General features: G+C 39.9%; 18 protein-coding genes and 1 tRNA gene. All 19 read right to left on the bottom strand.

The genetic code is table 11. The annotated features are described in order from the left end of the window. Positions 1-6: 6 nt before the first annotated feature. The 19 genes from SJY16_RS06430 to glcT all read right to left on the bottom strand — a co-directional run bounded on the left by SJY16_RS06430 (position 7) and on the right by glcT (position 21,245). Positions 7-666, bottom strand: a complete 660-nt coding sequence (locus SJY16_RS06430; protein ID WP_224878639.1) for an amino acid ABC transporter permease — start codon at positions 664-666, stop codon at positions 7-9. A gap of 77 nt (positions 667-743) precedes the next feature. Further along, positions 744-1,571 carry a transporter substrate-binding domain-containing protein gene (locus SJY16_RS06425; protein WP_377888275.1) on the bottom strand — a complete coding sequence of 276 codons (828 nt, stop codon included), beginning with the start codon at positions 1,569-1,571 and terminating at the stop codon, positions 744-746. 286 nt (positions 1,572-1,857) lie between these two features. After that, on the bottom strand, positions 1,858-2,439 hold the full coding sequence (gene yihA, locus SJY16_RS06420) for a ribosome biogenesis GTP-binding protein YihA/YsxC (RefSeq protein WP_377888274.1): 582 nt from the start codon (positions 2,437-2,439) through the stop codon (positions 1,858-1,860). Beyond that, complete coding sequence (gene lon, locus SJY16_RS06415; protein ID WP_377892087.1) at positions 2,436-4,694, bottom strand: endopeptidase La; 2,259 nt, start codon at positions 4,692-4,694, stop codon at positions 2,436-2,438. The genes yihA and lon overlap by 4 nt, the downstream gene beginning before the upstream one ends. 226 nt (positions 4,695-4,920) lie before the next feature. Beyond that, complete coding sequence (gene lonB / locus SJY16_RS06410; RefSeq protein ID WP_377888273.1) at positions 4,921-6,588, bottom strand: ATP-dependent protease LonB; 1,668 nt, start codon at positions 6,586-6,588, stop codon at positions 4,921-4,923. Positions 6,589-6,714: 126 nt separating this feature from the next. Continuing rightward, on the bottom strand, positions 6,715-7,989 hold the full coding sequence (gene clpX / locus SJY16_RS06405) for an ATP-dependent protease ATP-binding subunit ClpX (protein ID WP_377888271.1): 1,275 nt from the start codon (positions 7,987-7,989) through the stop codon (positions 6,715-6,717). Positions 7,990-8,310: 321 nt separating this feature from the next. Continuing rightward, a complete protein-coding gene (gene tig / locus SJY16_RS06400) occupies positions 8,311-9,603 on the bottom strand; it encodes a trigger factor (RefSeq protein WP_377888270.1) in 1,293 nt (430 codons plus the stop codon). Between the two features lie 262 nt (positions 9,604-9,865). Beyond that, positions 9,866-10,894: a tetratricopeptide repeat protein gene (locus SJY16_RS06395; RefSeq protein ID WP_377888269.1), complete on the bottom strand. Its 1,029-nt coding sequence runs from the start codon at positions 10,892-10,894 to the stop codon at positions 9,866-9,868. Positions 10,895-11,158: 264 nt separating this feature from the next. Then, positions 11,159-11,235: transfer RNA gene (locus SJY16_RS06390), tRNA-Arg, on the bottom strand. Positions 11,236-11,588: 353 nt separating this feature from the next. Then, a complete protein-coding gene (locus SJY16_RS06385; RefSeq protein WP_377888268.1) occupies positions 11,589-12,107 on the bottom strand; it encodes a metallophosphoesterase in 519 nt (172 codons plus the stop codon). 15 nt (positions 12,108-12,122) lie between these two features. Beyond that, positions 12,123-12,716 carry an XTP/dITP diphosphatase gene (locus tag SJY16_RS06380; RefSeq protein ID WP_377888267.1) on the bottom strand — a complete coding sequence of 198 codons (594 nt, stop codon included), beginning with the start codon at positions 12,714-12,716 and terminating at the stop codon, positions 12,123-12,125. Beyond that, entirely contained in the window at positions 12,709-13,467 is a 759-nt protein-coding gene (gene rph, locus SJY16_RS06375) for a ribonuclease PH (RefSeq protein ID WP_377888266.1), read from the bottom strand. Before rph ends, SJY16_RS06380 begins: the two co-directional genes overlap by 8 nt. 112 nt (positions 13,468-13,579) lie before the next feature. Continuing rightward, positions 13,580-14,656, bottom strand: coding sequence for a GerMN domain-containing protein (locus tag SJY16_RS06370; RefSeq protein ID WP_377888265.1), 1,077 nt, complete (start codon positions 14,654-14,656; stop codon positions 13,580-13,582). A gap of 106 nt (positions 14,657-14,762) precedes the next feature. Continuing rightward, complete coding sequence (gene racE, locus SJY16_RS06365) at positions 14,763-15,569, bottom strand: glutamate racemase (RefSeq protein WP_377888264.1); 807 nt, start codon at positions 15,567-15,569, stop codon at positions 14,763-14,765. Positions 15,570-15,598: 29 nt separating this feature from the next. Continuing rightward, positions 15,599-16,048 (bottom strand): MarR family winged helix-turn-helix transcriptional regulator, encoded by a 450-nt coding sequence (locus SJY16_RS06360; RefSeq protein WP_377888263.1) that lies wholly within the window; start codon positions 16,046-16,048, stop codon positions 15,599-15,601. Between the two features lie 134 nt (positions 16,049-16,182). Further along, entirely contained in the window at positions 16,183-17,910 is a 1,728-nt protein-coding gene (ptsP, locus tag SJY16_RS06355) for a phosphoenolpyruvate--protein phosphotransferase (protein WP_377888262.1), read from the bottom strand. Beyond that, entirely contained in the window at positions 17,910-18,176 is a 267-nt protein-coding gene (locus SJY16_RS06350) for a phosphocarrier protein HPr (protein WP_377888261.1), read from the bottom strand. The genes ptsP and SJY16_RS06350 overlap by 1 nt, the downstream gene beginning before the upstream one ends. 31 nt (positions 18,177-18,207) lie before the next feature. After that, positions 18,208-20,238 (bottom strand): glucose-specific PTS transporter subunit IIBC, encoded by a 2,031-nt coding sequence (ptsG, locus tag SJY16_RS06345; protein ID WP_377888260.1) that lies wholly within the window; start codon positions 20,236-20,238, stop codon positions 18,208-18,210. A 167-nt stretch (positions 20,239-20,405) separates the two neighbouring features. Further along, complete coding sequence (gene glcT, locus SJY16_RS06340) at positions 20,406-21,245, bottom strand: glucose PTS transporter transcription antiterminator GlcT (RefSeq protein WP_377888259.1); 840 nt, start codon at positions 21,243-21,245, stop codon at positions 20,406-20,408. Position 21,246 lies beyond the last annotated feature (1 nt).

The following is a 21,246-nucleotide window of genomic DNA, read 5'->3' as shown; positions in this document are numbered from 1 at the left end:
CTCTCCTTAATCACTTGCAGACAATCGTTTCTCAAGCAGGTTAACCAGTAGTGTAAAGATGAGAACAAGTACTAAATAGTAAACTGCTACGATCAATAGATAAGTCATCTCATCAAATGTTCTTGCTCCCTGAGTAGTCGCTACGCTGAACAATTCAGGAAGAGCTATGAATGCTGCTAGAGACGAGTCTTTCAAGCCAATAATAAATTGGTTCCCGAGGGGTGGCAGAGCACGTCTAAATGCTTGAGGTAAAATAATCCTTCTCATTGCAAGCGTATGACTCATACCGAGTGAACGACCAGCTTCCATCTGCCCTTTATCAATCGATTGTATGGATCCACGGAAGATTTCAGCGATGTATGCCCCATTATGAAGAGCTAATCCAATTGACGCAGCCCAGAATTTAGGGATATTGAATTCAGTTAATCCAAAATAAAAAATAAAGATTTGTACGATCAGAGGGGTTCCTCGAATTACCGCTATGTAGATATTAGCAATCCAATTTAAAACTTTTACTTTTGATATTTTAAATAAAGCAAACAATAATCCGATGAACACAGCAATTAATATAGATACAGCAGTTACCCGGATCGTCAGCCAAAGACCTTCAAAGAATACGGGATAACTACTCAATAATGTTTCTAGAAAATGCGAGAACGTAGGCAAGAACAATCAGCTCCTTCGATTTCAATAGACGCTTACTGGTAAAAAGGAATGTGTGCACCAGCACACATTCCTTTCTTTTACTCACTGTCAGGGTTCTGGGTGATGTCTACTCCGATGTATTCCTCACTAAGTTGTTTCAGCGTTCCATCTTCTTTAAGTTCCTTAAGGGCTTTGTTTACAGCTTCGAGTAAGTTTTTGTTTTCTTGCTTGATCGCTACAGCTTGTTCACTAGTACCGAGCTGTTCAACTTTTTCAACCTTGAACCCACTCTCAATCGCTTGCTTACCAGTGATATCATCTGTGATAACAGCATCATGCTTTCCTTCACTCAACGCACGTAAAGCCGTTTGGTCACTATCGTAGTTAGAAATCTTCTCTGTATATTCTTGAGCTGACTTTTCGTAAGTTGATCCTTTAGAAACAGCAACATCTTTTCCAGAAAGATCTTCTACGGTCTTAATATCGCTACCAGGTTGAACGAAAAGTACTGGGCCAGAATAATAGTACGGCTCACTGAAGTTTACTGCTTTCTTTCGCTCGTCAGTAATCGTGTGACTTGCTACTGCTGCATCATATCGACCTGATTTAATCGCTGATACCATACCGCTAAACTTGAACTTCTCTACTTCTGGTTCAAGACCTATTTTTTCAGCGATCGCTTTTCCAACTGCTACATCATAGCCTGAAAGGTCTCCATTCTCGTCCACCGTACTGAATGGAGGGAACTCACCAGAAACAACATAACGGAATTTACCATCCTCGGTTAGTTCTAAACTACTACCTTCATCTCCAGATCCTTCAGAACCACCTTCATTACCATTCCCTTCGTTCCCGCCTCCACATGCTGCAAGAATAAGAACGAGAGATAGCAACATTGCTGTTAAAAAACTCCAATTTCTTTTCATTCCACTTGTCCCCCTTAACGACTTTTCATATGGCAGTTAATGTTATGTAAACTGCGGTATTGCAATCATACCAATATTTAGATATTTCATTCAATTGTCACTTTTCGCTAACATCCCTCCTTAGAGCTTATAATTGATCATCATAAAAGCTGAGTAGCTTCATACTAATGTTTGCTACCGTTTAATCCTATTCCCACTATTATGGTAAAACAAACCTTATTTTTTGTAATTTTTAGAAAAATAAACCTAAAAAGAAAGACCTGGCTATTTAGCCAGATCTCTGTCGTTAAATATAGGACTTAATTGCACTCCATACATCTTCTTTACCCTGTCCTGTTTGAGAGGAGAAGGTAACAAGCTTATCTGTCGGTTCTATTTTCAACGTTTGGTTAACATCCTTCAAATGTTTTGCCCACTTCCCTTTAGGGATCTTGTCGGATTTAGTTGCCACAACAATGACAGGAATCTCATAATGTTTTAACCAATCATACATCATGACGTCATCATTTGATGGAGAATGCCTTAAGTCAACAATCAGAATAACTGCTTTGAGTGCATCACGATCTGTTAAATACGTTTCGATCATACGTCCCCATGCATCTCTTTCTTTTTTGGAGACTTTCGCGAAACCATAGCCTGGCACGTCAACAAAATAGAGCAATTCGTTTATAAGATAAAAGTTAAGAGTCTGAGTCTTACCAGGCTTTCCTGATGTTCTTGCAAGGTTTTTTCGGTTGATCAATGTATTGATTAACGAAGATTTTCCAACATTGGATCTACCAGCAAGACCAATCTCAGGCAATCGATCAACAGGATATTGTTCAGGCTTAACAGCGCTGATTATAAAATCGGATTTTGTTACTTTCATTTCTTTTCCCCCACAAGTGCGGTTTTTAACACTTCATCTAGATGACTAACCGGCAGAAATGTTAAGTCATTTCGAATGCTTTCCGGAATATCTTCTAGATCTTTCTCATTTTCTTTTGGCATAATAATTGTTTTCAGGCCTGCACGGTGTGCACTTAAGGACTTTTCTTTTAGCCCACCAATAGGTAGTACTCTTCCTCGTAAAGTAATTTCACCAGTCATACCGACATCTCTTCTAACTGCTTTACCTGTCAGTGCAGATACAAGTGCTGTCGCAATTGTAATCCCTGCAGACGGACCATCCTTTGGAGTAGCTCCCTCAGGAACATGGATATGAATATCGTTGTTCTCATGGAAAGTTGGATCGATTGAAAGCTCCTTCGAGCGAGAGCGAATATAACTGAATGCCGCTTGTGCAGATTCTTTCATAACGTCTCCTAACTTACCAGTTAGAATCAGTTTTCCTTTACCAGGAGATAGCGATACTTCAATGGCTAATGTATCTCCACCAGCCGTTGTGTACGCAAGACCCGTTGCTGTACCGATCTGATCTTCTGCTTCCGCTTCACCATATCGGAACTTAGGGTGTCCTAGCAACTCTTCTAGCATATTTTCTGTTACGACAACACGTTTCCGTTCGCCTCCAACAATGAGTTTGGCAGCTTTTCTGCAAACTGTCGCTATTTGTCGTTCTAAGTTACGAACACCAGCTTCTCTTGTATAGTGACGAACTAACTTATAGAGACTTTCATCTCTCATCTGAAGGTTACCTTTCTTTAGACCGTGCTCTTTCAACTGTCTAGGCAGAAGATAACTCTTTGCGATATTAACTTTCTCAATTTCTGTATAGCCTGCAATCTGAATAACCTCCATACGGTCAAGTAACGGAGCAGGAACCGTAGCAAGGTTGTTAGCAGTAGTAACAAACATAACTTTTGAAAGGTCATAAGGCTCTTCAATATAGTGATCACTAAACGTGTTGTTTTGTTGTGGATCTAGTACTTCAAGCATTGCTGAAGACGGGTCTCCTCTAAAATCATTAGACATCTTATCGATTTCATCTAATAGGAAAACAGGGTTTACCGTGCCAGCCTTCTTCATCCCGCGAATAATTCGACCTGGCATTGCTCCAACGTACGTTCTACGATGGCCTCTTATTTCAGCTTCATCTCGAACACCACCAAGTGAAATACGAACAAATTCACGTCCGATAGACCTTGCAACAGATTTTGCTAAAGAGGTTTTACCTACTCCGGGAGGTCCTACAAGACATAAGATAGGGCCCTTCAACGATTTCGTCAACTGTTGTACTGCCAGGTATTCTAAAACGCGTTCTTTCACTTTCTCGAGGCCGTAATGATCCTCGTTTAAAATCTTTTCAGCATGGTGAATATCAAGGTTATCTGTCGTTTCCTTAGACCAAGGCAGTTGGATCAGCCAATCGATATAATTACGAATGACAGAACTCTCAGCCGAACTTTGAGGAATCTTCTCATAGCGATCCAATTCTTTATAAGCCATCTCTTGAACGCTTTCAGGCATATTCGCTTCTTCTATCTTTTCTTTTAAGGTAGCTATTTCACCAGTTTTACCTTCTTTTTCGCCAAGCTCGTTCTGAATCGCCTTCATTTGCTCTCGCAAGTAGTACTCTTTTTGTGTCTTTTCCATCGAACGTTTTACACGTTGGCCAATTTTCTTTTCTAAATCGATAACATCCTTCTCATTTTGAAGAATTTCAATCAATTTATTCAAGCGGTCATGAGCACTATAGGTTTCTAAGATCTCTTGCTTTTGTCTAATTTTAAGAGCAAGGTGTGAAGCAATGATATCTGCTAACCTGCCAGGCTCTTCAATATCATTAACAGAAGCAAACGTTTCAGCTGTCACCTTTTTGGATACTTTAATGTATTGCTCAAATAAATCTAGAGCCGTTCTCATCAAAGCTTTGTCTTCTATCGTTGAATCAACAGCTTCTTCTATCCGCTCGATTTGAACTTCATAATAACTTTCATTTTCTTTGAAGTCGATGATTTTACCACGCTGGATTCCTTCAACAAGAACACGGATTGTCCCGTTAGGAAGTTTGAGCATTTGCTTTACGGTAGCAAGGGTTCCGATCTCGTAAATATCATCTTCTTCTGGAGTTTCAATCTCTACTTCTTTCTGAGTAGAAAGAAAAATTTGTTGATCATCCATCATTACCTGTTCAAGTGCTTGTACAGATTTATCACGGCCAACATCTAAATGAAGAACCATGGATGGATAAACAAGCAACCCTCTTAAAGGAAGTAGGGGCAATGTTTTTTGTTCATTATTCAATCTAAGGCACCTCCACACAACAAACTATTACTTTATTTATACTCTAATTCCGAGCCCACATTGTTGATAAGTTGTACTTCATTGTATCCTAACTTTCTTATACTTGTCTAATCTTCCCTGCTCAAACGAATAAAAAACTTGTGAACATGTAGAAAAGCCCGACTTAGCTGCCGGGCTGAGATTTTCCTATAGCAAAAGGTGGAAACTCTTCTGTTTTTTCTAGTATGAATGCGATGTCGAACACCTCAGATAGATGCTTGACTGGCACCACTGTAATACCTTCTATCGTTTTGAGCATTTCTTCATTGTTTTCATCTGGTATGATGGCAATTTTCGCTCCTGCATCCCTAGCAGCAGAAACTTTTGCAAACACTCCCCCAACTGGCTTAACTGATCCATGGATGCTAATCTCGCCAGTCATCGCTACCTTGTTGTTTATTGGACTACCTTTAATCGCAGAGTAAATGCCTGTTGCAATCGCCACACCCGCTGAAGGACCATCTACAGGTGCTCCACCAGGAAAATTAATATGAAGGTGATAGAGGTTAGACGGTACACCCATCGACTTTAAGACTGTCATAACATTTTCTACTGAAGATTTTGCAAGACTTTTCCTGCGGATCGATTTACTCTGATTACCGATGCTCTCTTCTTCAACAATACCTGTTATCGTCACGGAGCCGTCCTTCCCTTTATCAGTTTTAACGGCTGTTACTTCAATTTCTAGAAGAGCGCCTGTATTCGGACCATATACCGCTAAACCATTTACTAGCCCTATTTGAGAACGACTGGGTATTCTTCGCTCAGGTCGAGGTGTCAATCGACTCGCATGGATTACCCATTCCATATCGCCAGCTGTTATACTGTTTCTGTTTTCTGTTATCGCAAGACCAGCCGCAATCTGCATAAGATTAACCGCTTCTCTACCATTTCTAGCATATCGGCTTATTCGATCTATGCCCTCGTCCATTATCATTAAATTTAATTTCTTTGCAGACCTCGCTGCAATCTTTGAGATTTCTTCCTGAGTCAGTTCTCTAAAAAACACTTCCATACAACGAGAACGAATCGCTGGAGGGATATCATCCGGTGACCTTGTTGTTGCTCCAATCATCCTAAAATCAGCCGGTAATCCATTCTGAAAAATATCATGGATGTGAGCGGGAATGTTGGAATTCTCTTCGCTGTAGTAGGCACTTTCAAGAAAAACCTTTCGATCTTCCAAAACTTTTAAAAGCTTATTGATTTGAATAGGATGCAGTTCACCTATTTCATCTATAAATAAAATACCACCATGAGCATTCGTTACCGCTCCTTGCTTTGGTTGCGGGATCCCAGCCTGTCCCATCGCACCAGCTCCCTGGTAGATCGGATCATGTACCGAACCAATCAATGGGTCTGCGATTCCTCTTTCATCAAATCGAGCTGTTGTTGCATCAAGTTCAACAAAAATAGCCGATTGTTTAAAAGGCGTCATTCTGTTTCGCTTTGCTTCCTCAAGAACTAGGCGTGCTGCTGCTGTTTTACCAACCCCAGGAGGACCATAGATAATCACATGCTGAGGGTTCGGCCCACATATAGCTGCCCTAAGAGTTCGAATCCCTTCCTCCTGACCAACGATCTCTGAAAAACCAGAAGGCCTTATCCGTTCTGACAACGGTTCACTCAGCGAAATATTTCGAAGTCTACGCAATTGCTCCATTTCTTTTCGAGCTTCTTTATCTATTGATACTTTCTGGGTTCTTTGATTACGTAGTAGATTCCAGAAATATAAACCAATCACAATCCCAAAAAACAATTGTATCGCTAGTGCAACTCCTGTCCAATTCATAATAGTACCTCCTGGAAAATTATCAATAGCCATAGTATCTCCTGAGGTAGTGTTCCATAAACCGGAAAATTGGAAAGGATTCTCTAAAAAGAAAAAACCAATCACCATAGGTGATTGGTTCAATCTTTATGCACTTTCTTTAGGTGACTCTTTACCTTCATCGATTACAGAACCGTCTTCTAAAACAAGACGTGGGGAAGTCTTATCACTTACAGTCGCTGCTGTAAGTACACACTTCTTAATTTCTTCACGAGATGGAAGATCGTACATTACATCGAGCATGATTCCCTCAATGATTGAACGTAGACCACGCGCACCAGTTTTTCTTTCAATCGCTTGCTTAGCAATCTCAACAAGTGCATCATCTTCGAACTCAAGCTCAACATCATCAAGCTCAAGAAGCTTTTGGTATTGTTTCACAAGAGCATTCTTAGGCTTAGTAAGAATTTCAACAAGCGCTTCTTCGTCTAGTGGCTCTAGACTTCCGATAACAGGAAGACGACCAATAAATTCTGGAATCAATCCAAAACGAAGAAGGTCTTCTGGAAGAACTTTACTTAGGTATTCACCTGGTTTCAAGTCATCTTGTTTAGCTTCTCCACTAAATCCAATTACTTTCTTACCGAGTCGACGTTTAATAATCTGTTCGATTCCATCAAACGCTCCCCCGCAAATAAAGAGGATGTTCGTTGTATCGATTTGAATGAATTCTTGATGAGGATGCTTACGTCCACCTTGTGGAGGAACACTTGCAGTCGTACCTTCAAGAATTTTAAGCAGTGCCTGCTGTACACCTTCACCAGATACATCACGAGTAATCGATGGGTTCTCGGATTTACGAGCAACCTTATCAATTTCATCAATATAAATAATACCTTTTTCTGCTTTTTCAACATCGTAATCTGCAGCCTGAATTAGTTTCAGAAGGATGTTTTCAACATCTTCCCCAACGTAACCAGCTTCTGTTAGAGACGTTGCATCAGCAATTGCAAAAGGAACGTTCAAGATTCTTGCAAGAGTCTGAGCTAGAAGTGTTTTACCACTACCAGTAGGACCTATAAGAGCAATGTTACTCTTAGAAAGTTCTACCTCATCAGATTTAGATGAAGCATTGATACGCTTGTAATGGTTGTAAACAGCTACTGAAAGTGATTTCTTAGCCTTTTCTTGACCAATAACGTAATCATCAAGAATCTGACAAATCTCATGAGGTTTTGGTACTTCTTTAAAATCAACCTCTTCTTCAGTTCCAAGCTCTTCCTCTACGATCTCAGTACAAAGCTCAATACATTCGTCGCAAATGTAAACACCTGGACCTGCAACTAGTTTACGAACTTGATCCTGTGTCTTACCACAGAAGGAACATTTAAGTTGCCCTTTTTCATCGTTAAATTTAAACATGAAATCACCCCTAACCGTTGATCTCGATGAAATCCGAATAGTGAAATTGCAAAGGTCTCTGCTATTTCGTTTGTAGAAATGGCGATCACTTCATTAGCAATCCTAACGGGCATTCACCAATGGTTTTTCAACCCTGATTATGTATTGAAATTGTATCATATAACGCAAAAGGTTATGAAGCAAAACGACTCTTAGGAGACTTAATATGTATCGAGTAATTGTCCTACTACTATGTTTATCTAAATTATATGTTTTCATTACAACATATTTGTGTAAGAAACAAGGCGCATAAAAGCGCCTTGTTTCATTGAATAAGATTTATTAAGCTTTTTTGCTGTTGTCTACCAATACGTCGATTGCTTTACGTACGCGAAGATCACCTTTAAGTGCAGCGTCGCCGCCTTGCATTGCTAGCATTTGACGAATTTGTTCTTCTTCCATGTTGTACATAGCCGCCATCTTAGCAAGCTCTTCGTTAACTTCTTCCTCAGAAACTTCGATGTTTTCTGCATCAGCAATCGCTTCAAGAGTTAGGTTTGTGCGTACACGCTTTTCACCGTCTTCTTGCATTTGTTCGCGAAGTGCTTTTTCATCTTGACCTGAGAACTGATAGTACATCTCAAGGTTCATGCCCTGTTGTTGTAGACGTTGCTCAAATTCTTGAAGCATACGATCAACTTCAGAGTCAACCATAGCAGATGGAAGATCGATTTCACTGTTTTCAGCTGCTTTTTCGATCAACGTATCTTTCTTTTTCATATCAGCATCTTCAGCTTTTTGCTTTTCAAGGTTTTCTTTTGTAGTCTTTTTCAGTTCATCAAGAGATGCTACTTCTTCGTTTACATCTTTAGCGAACTCATCATCTAGCTCAGGAAGCTCTTTACGCTTGATGTCATGAACTTTCACTTTGAAAGTAGCTTCTTGTCCAGCAAGGTTTTCAGCATGATACTCTTCAGGGAAAGTAACGGTTACTTCCTTCTCAGCTCCTGCTTTCTCACCTACTAGCTGTTCTTCGAAACCAGGGATAAATGTGTTAGAACCTACTTCTAGAGAGTAGTTCTCACCTTTTCCACCTTCAAATGGTTCTTCACCAAGGAAGCCTTCGAAGTCGATGATCGCAGTGTCACCTTCTTGGATCTCGCCATCTTCAACTACTACTAGTTCAGCATGCTTTTCTTGAATGCCTTTAAGTTCAGCTTCAACATCTTCATCTGTTACTGTAGTGTCTTCTTCTTCTACTTCAAGTCCTTTGTATTCACCAAGCTTAACTTCTGGCTTAACTGTAACAGTAGCCTTAAAGATAAGGTTCTTATCTTTTTCGATTTGCTCGATGTCCACTTCTGGACGATCTACAGGGTCGATTCCAGCTTCTTCTACAGCTTCTGAATAAGCTTTAGGAAGAATAATATCAAGAGCATCTTGATAAAGAGATTCTACGCCGAAACGCTTTTCAAATAGTGAACGAGGCACTTTACCTTTACGGAATCCAGGTACATTAACCTGTTTTACAACTTTCTTAAATGCCTCATCAAGTGCTGTATTTACCTCACCAGCTTCAACTTCTACTGTAAGGACGCCCTGATTACCTTCAAGCTTTTCCCAATTTGCAGTCATTTACACATTCCCTCCAACAATAAATATATTTCCACTAATCGAGCGTTTAAAAAAAGATGACGCTTTTTGGAGTATAAAAGCGCCAGAAGGCTTTTTTAAACGATCTCTTTTACTAGTAAATATGGGTTTGCAACCACTTTATTATAACATAGTACGGGTGCTTTTCAATACATACAGTATGATTCACACCGCCTTTACCATTGTACAGCTTAACTATTTTTTCTTTGAATCGCAAGCGAAAAGGTTCTGTTTCCATCTATTTCTAATCGAAAGGTCGATAAAATGGTTGGTTCTCTATTCGCTTAATACGATCCGCAGGCACCTCAAACTCTGAAGGCTTTACTCCATAAATACCACCGATGTACTGACTTGTATAGCTTTCTCCATTGATATCAGAAGCTACCATATGTACTGCTGCAGCCCAAACAGAACTACTTTTCGGCTCAGCTTCAAATGGAGATATAGCAAATAGATAGTGCCACCAAATTTGCATGCACATTTCAAATAGGACAGGATTTTCCTGTTCCACGTGGTCAGATAGCTTTTTCTTCACATCTAAAGAGAAATCTTGTATAAAGATGTCTGTCAACTCTGATGGGTTGACGGAGATTTCTCTCCCAAACTTATGTATGGTGACTTCTTGGTCTAGCTTTTTTTCTCTTAATACTTGTAGTACAAGACTCTTTAGAAGTGGATCTTTCCCAGTTGCGTTTATGTATGTTAAATATGCAGGTATAGATTTTTCTTCACTGATATTACTCAGCTTTTGAATTGCTAACCACTGCTTTTCCGTCTTTTCACTTTCGAGATAGCTTATCAACATATCTGCGTCTTCATCCTGAACATCATCATACTGTTCATCTGAAGAGATGTCATAGCCAGTCATTTTTCTACTAAAATGTAAAAGCTGATAGAGCGACTCCGCAATGTTCGACGGAAGCTGGTTTTCTTGAAGAACCGCTTCGATCATCGTAACTACTTTCTGATACTTTCCAAGCTGAACCAAAATCGATATGTATACTTGAAAAATGTCGTAATAGTCTCCAATTCCTTGTTGCATCATTGTTTCACAACGTTCGGAGGCTTCTGTCAACTCTCCAAGTTCCACAAGGCTTAGAACCAATCCAAAATGCCCTTGTGGGTGGTCTGGATCAATCTCTAAAAGTTGACTGAAGTGTTCATGTGCCTGATCAATATTCTTATCTTTAAGGGCTGCCATTCCTTTTTCGGCAAGTTTACCTGCCACGTTTGGAAAATAAACTATTTTCCTTTCATCTTTTTCTTTGTCCATAGACGTATTCGCTCCACTCTCTTATATTCTCTATTAAAAGAGTTTTCAGCAGGAAAGGCGCAGCTACGATTAGCTTACAGTTTATCAGTATAAGGAAGTAAACTCAAGCTAGAGTGTTTCCATGCTTCATCCCTTCATTCCTTATTAAAGTACCCTAACTCCTAGAATAAGAAACAGAAAAGCGCCTCACCTGCCACTTCCTTTCGGACACAAACAAAAAAAGCCTTCTATCTAGAAAGATAAAAGACTTTGAGAATATGTATATGGTGTCCCAGGAGAGATTCGAACTCCCGACCCACAGCTTAGAAGGCTGTTGCTCTATCCTGCTGAGCTACTGGGACATCGTTGCACTAGCTGTCTGTTCTAGCGACAAATATAAATATACCTAAGTAGAAGCTTAAAGTCAATACTGGAATATAAGAAAAAACACAGAAAAGCTGGCGAGAAAATCTCGGCAGTTTTTCTGTTTTACCTTTAACAATGAGTAAGAGGGATTTCCGCTCCAATCTACATAAATGTGTGATTGGTTTAAATCATTTTTCATCAAGAATCTTAAATAATCAACTTGAGAAAATGGATGCTACATCACAATCTAGTAGGAGTGAATACCGCTTGAATCGCGCGTTCGTTCGCAGAAAAGCAAGTGGTATTCAAGGCTGTTCTACAATCTGCCAGTAAAAGTTATTGTGTTTTCCTAAGATTCTAGCTCAAATGATTTGGAAAGATCTTCGACAGGCTCTCCGTTATCATCATAAAAAACAACGTGTACGCGATCCTCAATCCACTCTACGATCGCATACGTTTTGATCCTCGGTTTCCTCGGTAAGCTTATACTTCCTGGGTTAAGAAACAAAATATTCGCTTCAAAATGGACTGTTGCTTCATGTGAATGCCCGAAACAAACAAGATTTGCTTGGTTTTCTTCCGCTCTATATGCTAAATTCATCAAATTCAGCTTCACGCCGTACAAATGTCCATGCGTAGCAAATATGTTTTTGCCACCAACTGTTTCCGACACATCTTCAGGGTACCTTGTATCAAAATCACAGTTCCCTCTGACACGGAGTGGAAATGAGTTCATGATTGTTTCGTCAAAGTCAAATTCAGAGTCACCACAATGAACCATGCACTCAACTTCATCTTTATGTCTTATCACTAGGTTTTCAAGTTCTTCTGAAGAACTATGGTTATCACTTACAACGAGTACCTTCATAACTGATCACCTCTTCTATAGTAAGTCTTGAAACGCTTCTTGAAGTCGATCCAATGCTTTCCCTCTGTGAGAGATCGCATCTTTTTCTTCTGGTGTTAGTTCAGCCATCGTTTTTTGATAAGATGGTAGGTAAAAGATAGGATCATAACCAAACCCTTCATATCCTGATCGTTCATGAGCTATTCTACCTTCGCATGAACCTGAATAAATTTCTGTTTTCTTATCAGGAATCGCAACTGCTAATAAACACTGAAAAGATGCTGTTCTCTTCTCATCTGGGACATTTTTTAGCTCAGATAAAACCTTATCGATATTCGCTTCATCATCTTTCTCGGGTCCTGCATATCTAGCAGAGTAAACGCCTGGATCCCCATCGAGTGCATCGATAACGAGACCAGAATCATCGGCGATTACGATTGTGTTCGTGATCCGCATAATCGTCTCAGCTTTTAAGACAGCATTTTCAGCAAACGTGCTCCCTGTTTCCTCCACATCAAGTGCTTCATCTAAATCTAACAGCGATATAACTTGTAATTCGTCTGTCTCAAAGCGACGTTTAAATTCTTTTACTTTACCTTTATTTTTGGTAGCGACAAGAAGCTTACGCATTCTCTTGCTTACCTCCTTTGATCTCTGAGGAGAACGGTCCGATTACTTCTGATTGTTTTTGTATCAGTTCTTCAATACCAGACTGAGCAAGTGATAGCATTTCGTTTAGTTGGTTCATTGTAAACGTTGCTTCTTCACCTGTTCCTTGAACTTCAACAAACTCACTTTGACCTGTCATAACGATATTCATATCCACCTGGGCGGTTGAGTCTTCTTTATAACAAAGGTCTAGAATAGCCTCTCCGTTTGTGTTGATTCCTACTGAAGTAGCTGCAAGGAAGTCTGTAATTGGCATTTTCTTGATTTGTTTGTTTGCCATGCCTTTTTCTATAGCTAGCGTCATCGCTACGAATGCACCTGTGATTGAAGCTGTTCGCGTTCCACCATCAGCTTGTATCACATCGCAATCGATCCAGATCGTACGCTCACCTAGTGCTTCAAGGTCGATAACTGTCCGAAGCGCACGTCCGATCAAACGCTGGATCTCCATTGTGCGTCCAGCAACTTTCCCTTTACTAGATTCACGAATATTTCTCTGCTCAGTCGCTCTAGGCAACATTGCATACTCTGCAGCTACCCAACCTTTCCCCTGACCTCTCATAAATGGAGGGACTCTCTCTTCAATCGAAGCATTACAGATTACTTTTGTATCTCCAACCGTTATTAAGACAGAACCTTCTGGGTGTTTTACGTAATCCTTTTCAATATGTATCTTACGAATTTCATTATGTTGACGTCCATCGACTCTCATAATCTTCCTCCTGTTCATCGTACCTATCCATTGGAATCTTTTGCCCTATTTTTCAATAAACAAAACAAAAAGAGGGCAGTATTCCTGCCCCCTCATCCTATCATATTCTTTTTTAAAAACCTACTTTGTTAACCTCTACTGGCCTTGAGACCGGCTCAGAAACAACATTCCCTGCTTCATCCAAAACTTCTTCATGTCCATCAACTGTAATGGCTACTTCTTTGACATCTGCATTCTCAGTAAGTGAAAGGACTAGACTGTTTAGCAGTTCTTGTTCTAACACCTTATCTTCTGATCCGGTCAATATTGCTTCGTTAAAATCAAGTGTTAACAAACCATCCTTATTCACCGAATCCAACAGTTTGAGGTCTTTTGAAAATTGACTAAACAAACCGGAGTGTACAGGCGGACCTTCTAACAGACCGGTAATCACGCCATTCACATCATTTTTCACACCCTCTAAACGCTTTGTAACTGGAACATAATACGTATAGTCATTGTTTTGAGCCATGAAATACACTGTAACTGCAGAACTATTCGAAACATCTACGACGTTACCCATTTCATTATTGATACCATTTGATCTGCTAACGTTCTCACCAATCGGGGTACCATTCACTGGCATTTCAGTCTGGTCGAATCCGTTTATTTGAATCTTAACATTTTTCACGCCTTCAAATTGAGTAAGTGTCCACGTTACTGCTTCTAATAGTTGCTTTTCGTGGTCAGCTGCATAATCCTTAAATTCTTCTGAGAAATCCACTACTAGCGTATCACCTACCTGGTTGATCCCTTTCACCACAGTTCCAGCAGGTAGTACAGCTTGAAAACCATTAGGAAGCATCTCTGTCACAGGCCCGTCAATGACTAAGTATTCAAGCGCCTGCTTCGCAGCCCCTTCAACAGCCGGGAGTTGCACTGTTTGTGGAACAACCATTCCATTAGAATCTAACAAATATAGTTCTCTGCTCGACATAGTTGTTGAAGCTTCCGAATCTCCATCTTTTGATTCTTCAGTCGTATCAGGAGCCTCAGCTTCACTGTCATCTAACGCTTCTCCCTCATTCGCATAATCAACCTTAGGTGGATCAATTTCCTTCAACGATTTTTCGAATCCAAATCCGCAACCAGATATGATTATCATACATAAAAGCAACAACATCGTGAATATAGCCCCACGTAAACGCATAGCTATCCCTCCTCAGATGGTTTGTACTATCATTTATACGAGCTTCAAATTAAATTAGACCTGAGGAATGAAAAACTTATAAAATACATAAAAAAACCTCCATTCTCTAAACTGAATGGAGGTCGATTTTTTTTACTGTTTTGACAGGGTGTTCAAGCCAATGAGTTGCTATTTTTGTGAAATTACCTATTGAACCAGTGGTTAAAAAGGTGTGTGATGGTTTTTCATCACCCGTATATAAAAGAGAGCTATACTCTAGAATTCCACTAACTTCATAAGCCGTTTCATCACCAGAACATATAATTGATATCTCATCTCCCATTACCGTTTGGATCACCTTCTCTAATAAAGGATAATGGGTACAGCCTAAGATAATTGAGTCGATTCCTTTGTCTTTCAGTGGTTTCAACGTGGTGTTAACTATTTCAAAGGTTTCTTTGCTATCAAGATTACCTGCTTCCACAAGAGGAACAAACGGTGGACAAGCAAGACTCTCTACCTTGATTTCGTTATTGATCGCCTTCAACGCATCTTTATAAGCACCACTTGCAATCGTCCCAGAAGTACCGATGACACCAATATGGGAATTCGTCGTTACTTTAATTGCACTTCGAGCTCCTGGATTAATAACACCCCGGACCGGAATAGTCAGTTGCTCCTGCAACTCTTTGAGAACAACTGCGGTCGCCGTGTTACATGCGATAATCAGCATCTTTATTTGGTATTGTTCCAATAAATAATTGGTCATTTCCCAAGTATATTGTCGTACTTCATCTGAAGTTCTCGGGCCATAAGGGCACCTCGCAGTATCGCCAAGATAAACAATTTCCTCTTTTGGCAATTGCCTCATTACTTCTTTTGCAACTGTCAATCCACCAACCCCAGAATCAATAATGCCTATTGGTTTGTTCAATGTAGTTCGCCTCTCAGATCTGCTTAACGTTATTTATTCTCCATCTCGCTAAAAAGCAAAGCAAGACTCTCTTCAAGACCTTTCATTTGGTCTTCAGAAAAATGTTTTGTTTTTTCTTCTAGGTATGCTTGCCTTTTTTGTATGACTTTTCGAATGATGTCATGCCCTTTTTCTAGTATGTGAATTCGAACGACTCTTCTATCATGAGGGTCCTTCACACGTTTAACTAGCTCAGTTTTCTCCATACGATCAACGAGATCGGTTGTTGTACTACATGCAAGATACATCTTATTGGATAGTTCTCCAATAGTCAGGTCTCCATTATCTGAAAGCCACTGCAACGCTAGGAATTGTGGTGGTGTTAGTGAGAATTCGCCTAATAATTCACGTCCATGCTGTTTGATAATTCCCGCAACCATCCGGAGTGACTTCTCTATATCAACGATTGATGCTGGTGCTTTTGTTAATTCTTCAGGCATCGTTCATCCCCCAATCTCTGTATCATATGTCTATTTTGATTGTAACCCTCTACAATTGCAAGGAGAGCGCATCAACAGGTATTCTATGTAGACTTATAGATAAATAACTATATAAAAAGAAGAGCTATAGGGAACTATAGCTCTTCTGTAGCAAAATGTTCTTGCACATAGTCAACAACTTCCTGATTTGTAGCAAGAGTAAGTATGTGATCGATATGAGAAGAAATTTCTTCTTTTGATAACTTAGTCATCTGGCTTCTTGCAGGCAGAATGGATGTAGCACTCATACTAAATTCATCTAGTCCAAGACCAAGTAGAATTGGAATAGCGATTTGATCTCCTGCCATCTCACCGCACATACCAGCCCACTTACCTTCTTTATGAGCTGCGTCGATTACCATTTTGACTAGGCGCAAAATAGCTGGGTTGTATGGTTGATAAAGGTACGAAACCTTTTCATTCATACGGTCAGCAGCCATTGTGTATTGAATGAGGTCGTTTGTGCCAACACTAAAGAAGTCAACTTCCTTAGCAAATACATCTGCCATTGCAGCTGTTGCTGGAATTTCAACCATCATTCCGATTTCAATGCTATCAGAAACGTCGATACCTTCTCCAATAAGCTCCTCTTTCACATCTAGTAACATTGCTTTTGCTTGACGGAATTCATCAACGGAAGCAATCATAGGGAACATAACCTTTAGATTACCGTAAACACTTGCACGAAGTAGCGCACGGAGCTGTGTACGGAAAATCTCCGTTTCTTCAAGACAAAGTCGAATCGCACGGAAACCTAGGAAAGGATTCATTTCCTTTGGTAGATTAAGATATGGAAGTTCTTTATCGCCACCAATATCTAGTGTGCGAATAACAACCGGCTTACCGTCCATTTTTTCAAGGACTTTTTTATACGCCTTAAACTGTTCTTCTTCAGTTGGAAGTTCGTTTCTTCCCATATAAAGAAACTCTGTACGGTAAAGGCCAACGCCTTCTCCGCCATTTTCAAGAACACCTTTTACATCTTCAGGTGTGCCAATGTTAGCAGCCAATTCAACGTGCTTGCCATCTTTGGTAGTTGTTGGGTCGTTAACAAGCTTTGCCCACTCTAGTTTCTTCGTTTCAAATTCTTCTTGTTTCTTTGTATATGAAGCAACTTCTTCTTCAGTTGCTCCGATGATCACTTTCCCGTCGATACCATCGATGATAACAGTTTTACCTTCGATTTCTTCAGAAGTAACTGTTTTCGTTCCAACTACTGCAGGAATTTCCATTGAACGAGCCATAATAGCAGAGTGAGATGTTCTACCACCAATATCAGTAGCGAAACCTTTCACATATTGCTTATTCAGCTGTGCCGTATCTGAAGGAGTTAAATCTTCAGCAAGTACGATCACTTCTTCCGTGATGCTCGCCGGTGTTGTAAATGTTACACCTAGCAAATGAGCAAGCACACGTTTTGAAACGTCACGAATATCAGCTGCACGTTCTTTCATATATTCATTATCCATGTTTTCAAACATGGAGATAAACATATTCGATACTTCGTTCATTGCGCTTTCGGCATTAACGTTTTCATTTGTTACCTTGTCTTTAACAGCATTCAACAACTCAGGATCAGATAAAACGAGAAGATGAGCAGCAAAAATTGCTGCTTTATCTTCTCCAAGCTGTTCATTGGCGTGGTTTTTAATTGCTTCTAGCTCTTCTTTCGCAATACTAACAGCACCGTTAAAGCGATCGATCTCAGCGTCTACATCATTGATTTTTTTCTCTTCAATTTCAAGAGCTGGATTTTCAAGAACGAATGCTTTAGCAATTGCAATTCCTGCTGAAGCGCCAATTCCAGTTAATTGTTTAGACATTAGTTGCCTAGACCTTCTGTTTCCATAACTTCAGTTAATCCAGAGATTGCTTCGTCAGCATCTGATCCTTCTGCTTTGATTGCAATTTCTGAGTTTTGCTGAATTCCAAGGCTCATAACGCCCATGATAGACTTAAGGTTTACAGATTTTCCGTTGTACTCAAGAGTGATATCTGAGCTGTATTGACCCGCTTTGTTTACTAGAGCTGTAGCTGGACGAGCATGAATTCCTGATTCACTAGTTACTGTAAAATTTTTCTCTGCCATAATAAAATCCCTCTTTCAAATTAATATGATGTTATTTAGAAATTGTAATGATGTCTTTATCTTCACGAGAAATCGTTCCTTCTTTGGAAAGGTCGATTTTTTCTCCCTCTTCTAGGTTAGTGAAGACGACCGGGGTAATCGTTGATGTTGCATGTTCTTTAATATAACCAAGATCAACTTTCATAAGCTTTTGACCTTGCTTAATCTCATCACCTTCGCTAACGAATACCTCAAATCCTTCTCCTTTAAGATTAACAGTATCTATTCCTACATGAATTAAAATTTCACGACCGTTCGTCGATTCGATTCCAATTGCATGCTTTGTTGGAAAGACATTGATAATCTTGCCATCAACTGGGGCAACAATCAATCCATCAGTCGGTTCGATTGCGAAGCCATCACCCATCATTTTACCTGAGAATACCTGATCAGGAACCTCAGTAATCGGGAGAATCTTCCCATCGATTGGAGCAATTAGATGATCGGCACCTGACTTCACAGTCTTAGGCTTTTCTTCTTTTTGCTCATCCTGAATAGGTTTTGGCGTTTTCCCACTGATAATATCTTGGATTTGTCCTTTCAGTCCATCAGACTGCGTACCGAAGATCGCCTGTATGTTGTTACCAATTTCCATGACACCAGAAGCTCCAAGACGTTTTAAGCGAGTTTTATCAACTTCACCTTTATCGGCAACAGATACACGAAGTCGAGTAATACATGCATCAAGATTTGTAATATTGCTTTCACCACCAAGAGCAGTAAGCACGTTATAAGCAAGTGCAGTATTCTCTTGACCGTCATCAGCAACCTCATCTTCTTCATCTTCTTCTCGTCCTGGGGTCATAAGGTTAAATTTACGGATCGCAAACCTAAACCCAACGTAATAGATAACCGCAAAGACTAGACCTACAGGTATAACGAGCCACCATGCAGTTCTACCTTGTAAAACACCGAATAGCAAGTAATCAATTACACCTCCAGAGAAGGTCATACCAATTTTAACATTAAGTAACTCCATTGTCATAAAGGAAAGACCTGCAAAAATGGCATGGATCCCAAACAGCACCGGTGCAACAAATAAGAATGAAAACTCAATTGGTTCTGTGATACCTGTAAGGAATGATGTTAACGCGGCAGAACCCATAATCCCAGCGACAACCGCTTTCTTTTCCGGGCGTGCTTCATGATAAATCGCAAGTGCAGCAGCCGGGAGTCCAAACATCATAAATGGAAACTTACCAGTCATAAATGTACCTGCAGTAAGTTCAGCCCCATCTTTTAATTGTTCAAAGAAAATCTTTTGGTCGCCTCGGATTATGTCACCAGCATCGTTTACATATTGACCAAACTCAAACCAGAATGGCGAATAGAAGATGTGATGCAATCCGAAAGGAATGAGAGAACGCTCGATTACACCAAATACAAATGCAGCAAGAGCTGGATTTGCATCTAGCATATTATGTGAGAATGCATTTAATCCTGATTGAATTGGCGGCCAGATAAACAACATAACAATTCCAAGAATTAACGCTGATACAGCTGTAGCAATTGGAACAAATCGTTTACCGGCAAAGAAGCCAAGGTATTGCGGAAGTTGAATATTATAATACCGTTTATACATAAATGAGGCAAGAATACCGACGATAATTCCTCCAAACACCCCGGTTTGAAGAGTAGGTATTCCTAGAACGTTTGCATATGATGCACTGTCTGCAACTTGATCAGCAGATACACCTTCTAGAACACCCATCGTAATATTCATTACTAAGAAACCAACGATTGCAGCTAATCCTGCAACCCCGTCTCCATCTGACAAACCGATTGCTACACCTACCGCAAACAATAGTGCGAGGTTAGCAAACACGATTCCACCCGCTTCTTCCATTACAGTAGCGAGAAGCTGGAACCATTCTGCCGAAAGAAATGGCAGTTTTTCAAGCAAAGTTGGGTTTTGGAATGCGTTACCAAAACCGAGCAACAAACCAGCAGCAGGTAATATTGCAACCGGTAACATAAGCGCTTTACCAACGCGCTGTAGAACACCAAACGCTTGTTTAAACATATGTTTTCCTCCTTTTTAATCCCCTAAATAAATAATGTATAAAACTAAAAAAGACATGAGTAGAAGGTATAACAAGTCAATCAGGATATACTATACCCCAATCGGTTGCTGTCATACCGGTTCCACTCATGCCTGATCGTATCAGTAACACGCGTACCGTTATTCATTTATTTTGGAGAAAGCCTTTGCAAGTGCATCGTTAAGTATACTGCTTCTGCTTCAGGAAATGTTGTAGCTAATTCCCGTTGCATAATTTTAATCAACTTCCATGCAAGATTATAACATAATGGATATTCTTCCTTCAACACTTTTTCAAGTCTTTCATGCGCTTCTACAGGAAGATCCTGTTCACTTCGATCAATCGCGTGCCTCAGATGTCTAACGAGTCGTAAATAATCGATCCCAGTCCTGCTGATACGAAGTGAAAGCGATTCTTCAATTACTGAAACAAGTAGGTTTATCAAAGCTGAATATCTATTCAATGTAGAAAGGCTTCTATTTGTAATTGCGCTATGAATATGAAGGGCAACAAAACCAATTTCACCATCTGGCAATTCCATATTAAGCTTGTTCTTCAAAAGTTGAATAACGCTTTCAGCAACAGTATATTCTTTTGGATACATCGTTTGAGTTTCAACCAAAAAAGGATATTTCACATCTAATCCCTGACGAAGTCGCTTAATCGCAAAAGATAGGTGATCGGTTAACGAGACGTGAATGTGCTCGTCTAAATCTGCTCCTAGTTTATCTTCAATGAGCGAGATTGCATCATTCATCACGCCGATGAAATCTTCTGGCACATCTGTTAGAAGGAGCTTGTACTGTTCCTGCTCAGTTTCGTTCGCAAGCACAAAAAACTTATCTACTTTCGTCTCATCAAGTTTTTCACCATGCTTCTGGTTAAAGCCAATTCCTTTACCTGTCAGCACAACTTCTTCATTTTGCTCTGTAAAAGCAATAACAACGTTATTATTCAACACTTTTTTTATTTTAAATGGACCCCTCATG

This window comes from Alkalihalobacillus sp. R86527, from assembly GCF_042466185.1.
Taxonomy (GTDB): domain Bacteria; phylum Bacillota; class Bacilli; order Bacillales; family Guptibacillaceae; genus Guptibacillus.
This window is presented reverse-complemented; position numbering and strand designations above follow the sequence as displayed.